This is a genomic window from Deltaproteobacteria bacterium (assembly GCA_026388545.1).
Lineage (GTDB): Bacteria > Desulfobacterota > Syntrophia > Syntrophales > UBA2185 > JAPLJS01.
In genome coordinates this window covers 1-3,557 of sequence record JAPLJS010000067.1, presented here as the reverse complement: position 1 = coordinate 3,557, position 3,557 = coordinate 1, and the positions used below count along the sequence as shown (strand labels likewise).

Annotated in this window: 5 protein-coding genes; 3 read left to right on the top strand and 2 right to left on the bottom strand. The window is 46.5% G+C overall.

Features of this window, described 5'->3' with window-relative positions:
* Positions 1 to 105: 105 nt before the first annotated feature.
* Entirely contained in the window at positions 106 to 861 is a 756-nt protein-coding gene (locus NTW12_07670) for a 2-hydroxyacyl-CoA dehydratase family protein (protein MCX5846219.1), read from the bottom strand.
* Positions 862 to 1,053: 192 nt separating this feature from the next.
* On the opposite strand from NTW12_07670, the gene aroF reads away from it, so the two are divergent.
* Complete coding sequence (gene aroF, locus NTW12_07665; protein ID MCX5846218.1) at positions 1,054 to 2,064, top strand: 3-deoxy-7-phosphoheptulonate synthase; 1,011 nt, start codon at positions 1,054 to 1,056, stop codon at positions 2,062 to 2,064.
* Between the two features lie 13 nt (positions 2,065 to 2,077).
* Here aroF and NTW12_07660 read toward each other — a convergent pair whose 3' ends face one another.
* Positions 2,078 to 2,770, bottom strand: coding sequence for an A/G-specific adenine glycosylase (locus NTW12_07660; GenBank protein MCX5846217.1), 693 nt, complete (start codon positions 2,768 to 2,770; stop codon positions 2,078 to 2,080).
* A 257-nt stretch (positions 2,771 to 3,027) separates the two neighbouring features.
* Between NTW12_07660 and NTW12_07655 the strand changes: the two genes are divergently transcribed.
* Positions 3,028 to 3,333 carry a hypothetical protein gene (locus tag NTW12_07655; protein MCX5846216.1) on the top strand — a complete coding sequence of 102 codons (306 nt, stop codon included), beginning with the start codon at positions 3,028 to 3,030 and terminating at the stop codon, positions 3,331 to 3,333.
* Between the two features lie 24 nt (positions 3,334 to 3,357).
* A partial coding sequence (locus NTW12_07650; protein ID MCX5846215.1) for a DUF6125 family protein occupies positions 3,358 to 3,557 on the top strand: 200 nt, incomplete at its 3' end.

Sequence of the window (3,557 nt, the reverse complement as noted above, 5' to 3'; positions counted from 1 at the left end):
AACGGTGATGGGATCGGACTCATTCATACCCGATCTCTCACAATACCGCGTCCCGGTGCAGAAATCATCCCACACAACGCCTCCCCCGGCTTCTTCGATGATCCGCTAGAGATCGGGGTGGGTGCACACGCCACCGGCCAGGATGGTACGCTTACCTGGAGATGATGCCGCACTCTCCTTTTTCTTTTCCAATTCATTAACAAATGTGGGAAGAACCTCCAGAAGATGGCCCCTGTCCATGATCATGGACGATTTGACAACGGCATACAGATCGCTTCCGGTGATTATCCCGGGGTTTTCAGCTTTCAATTCGTAAAGTCTCTTCAGATACCCCCTGATGGTGTTGAATGTATTCAGTGCATTTGTCAGCTTTTCCTCGGTAATCTCACTTTGCAGGTATCCGCCAAGGTCGTTCCTGAATTTTGTCAGGATGTCGATCATGTATGCTCTTGCGCTCTCTGTGTCGAGTTTTACCGGCAGCACTACGTCAATGTGGAAAGTTCCCTTAACATTCATTCGCCAGATGTCGGAGAGGCGCTGAATCGAATCACAGGTATGCGGAAAAACCACCCCTTCAAGAAAATCGAGGTGACCTGCCAGGGCTCCTTCAAGAGCTCCACGCACCAGGGAGCAGCAGTAAGATTGCAAATGGGCGTCGGCAAGGTAAATATTCTCTCCTGTCCCGAAAAGCCTGAAAGGGTGAGCACCTGCTGCGTATATGATTTCTTCCGGTGTATAAGAACACAGATATCCCACGACCTTCCGGCGTCCCTCCTCTTTTATTTTTCTGCCGTAGGCTGACGGGTCTTTCAAAACTTCATAAAATTCATCGATTAAGAGCCGGGAATTCTTCTCGAACATTCCAGGATACCACCTTAGAATTTCTGTTTACGATGTATCTTATCGGGACAATAATGTAGAAGGTGAAATATTGTCAATGAAAAAGGGGCTATCATTCTCCTTGACATACATTACCATTTTACCTAATAATCACCTCACTAAAAAATACATACTTGACCAATAGATGAACAGAGAAAGAATACGGAGGATACCTTGCTAATCGTAATGCATAGCAAAGCCGGCAGCAAGCAGATTGATGCTGTCATGGTTGCTGTGAAAAATATGGGATTAAGGGCCAAGCCGATTCCCGGAAGTCAAAGAACCGCCATCGGCGTACTGGGCAATAAAGGATATGTTGACGATTTCAATATTCGCGACCTTCCCGGTGTTAAAGAAGTTATCCACGTCACAAAGCCGTACAAGATGGTATCTAGGGATTTCCATCCCCGAAGGACCGTGATAAAAATCGATGATGTTGAAATCGGGGAGGGAAAGAAACCCATCGTTATTGCTGGTCCGTGCGCCGTTGAAAGCGAGGATCAGATTGTCAAAACCGCTATTGCTGTAAAGCGCCTGGGTGCAGATCTTCTCCGGGGCGGCGCTTTCAAGCCAAGAACAGGCCCCCATACATTTCAAGGACTGAAAAAAGAAGGGTTGAGACTTCTTGCCCTGGCTAAAAATGAGACGGGCCTGCCAATTGTAACAGAGGTTATGACCCCGGAAAACGTTGAACTCGTTGGGGAATACGCCGATGTGCTCCAGGTGGGGGCACGCAACATGCAGAATTTCGACCTATTGAGAGAACTTGGACGAATACACAAGCCGGTGCTTCTTAAACGCGGGATGAGCGCTACAATAGAGGAATTCCTGGCGGCAGCCGAATATATCTATGCAGAAGGGAACCATAAGGTTATCCTCTGCGAGCGAGGCATTCGCACCTTTGAAACAGCAACACGCAACTGTCTTGATCTTTCCGTCATACCACTCATCAATGAACTGTCACATTTGCCGGTGATCATCGATCCGTCTCATGCCACTGGAAAACGAAGTCTTGTTCCGCCAATGGCCAAGGCAGCCCTGGTAGCCGGTGCGCATGGCATCATGGTAGAGGTGCACCCGGAACCGGACAAGGCCCTTTCGGATGGCCCTCAATCTTTAACGATACAAGGATTTGAAAAGCTGATGGAAGACATCAAGAAGTTACGATCATTTCTTGGCTGGTGAATTGTTACGTAACTTACCCGATACTGTACCTTCCATTGAGCTTTTGAACAAGCCCTTCTCTCTCGAGTTGATTTATGATTTTCCTGATTCTCGTTGCGGGTTCACGTATCATTTCCTCAAGCTCCGAATACGAAAGAGGTGATTTTTCTAAAAGGATACGTAAAATTGCTCCTCGAATTTGTCTGTCGGAATTTTTAAACGGCGGCTGTTTCTTATAATGCAGACTCCTTATGTTAGGGTTCGGAATTTCCTTTTTCAACATGGCGCCATAGTCCATCAGAGCATGGTACCACATACCGCTATTTGACCTGTCTAGCGTTGCCTCAACGAAGGGGAGAATATCATTATCTTTTATGTTCTCCTTTCCTTCAAAAAAGTGATGTATAAATACCCTCCTGATGTTCGTTTCGATGAAAACAGCAGGCTTGTTAAATGCAAATGCCTGTAGCGACGATGCTGTTGTTCTTCCTACCCCGGATAGCTTTGTGAGATCTTCCAGTTTCGCGGGAAGATTCCCTCCATACTCGGACGTGACAGTCTGGGCGGCACGTACCAATGCGAGTGCTCGTCTATTATAACCAAGTCCCTGCCATACGAAGAGAACGTCTTTCAGTTCAGCCCTAGCAAGAGATGGGAAATCCGGAAAGATCGAAATAAAGAGCTTGTACTTTTGAATCACTCTTTCTACCTGTGTCTGCTGAAGCATTACCTCTGAAACAAAAATGTGATACGGGTTTTTCGTCTTCCGCCATGGAAGATCTCGGCCATGTTGATTATAATGACGGTAAATAACAGCTTGAAAGGAATTCACCTGTTCCGGAGTAAGATTCGCACGCAGAGTCTCCCCATCAAAATTGGATATATCTTGTTTATGAATAACGATTCCCCCATAGGTTTTTGAGCTTATTGTAGCAAGATTTCTGTTAACGTGTTAGTGTAAAAAAACAATGCCGCTGGAGGGCCATGAACACTATGAAAAATGCGCAATCTATGGATATTTCACCGATAGAAAATTTGGGTCATTCTGAGCTGAAGAACTACCTCGAATTTTTACTCTGGCATTACCGGGTGGTGGACGGTTTCTGGTTTCTCTTCGTATCGGATGAATTTGATCAACAGACGGCAGAAAGGATCAACGAGCGTGTTTGGACAAAGGTTGCGGGTATGGCCGCCAAGGATATCTTGAAGCGTTTTCAGATCGGGGAGAAAGGCTTGCGCGGCTTTGTGAAGGCCCAGAAACTTTTCACCTGGATTATAATCATTGGATAAGATTTTGATGAAAAAGAAGATTAGTTGATCATTTCCGTTCCTCGCTGTGCGCCCCAGGCAGCAAGGATCGCGAAGGGATTGCCTGAGTTTTCCTGCAAGGAGATGCACCGGGGCGAGTTTGAGAATTTCGCCGGAATTATCGATGATAGAATACAGGTTGAATGCCTTTTTGCGCCTCCCGATCCACATCCGGATAATGCCTTCTGCCGGTGGCGGTTTACCTT

Excerpts from the sequence above, each read along its gene's own strand:
- NTW12_07660 (MCX5846217.1), bottom strand. The coding sequence starts at position 2,770 with ATGCTTCAGCAGACACAGGTAGAAAGAGTGATTCAAAAGTACAAGCTC.
- NTW12_07670 (MCX5846219.1), bottom strand. The coding sequence starts at position 861 with ATGTTCGAGAAGAATTCCCGGCTCTTAATCGATGAATTTTATGAAGTT.
- NTW12_07655 (MCX5846216.1), top strand. The coding sequence starts at position 3,028 with ATGAACACTATGAAAAATGCGCAATCTATGGATATTTCACCGATAGAA.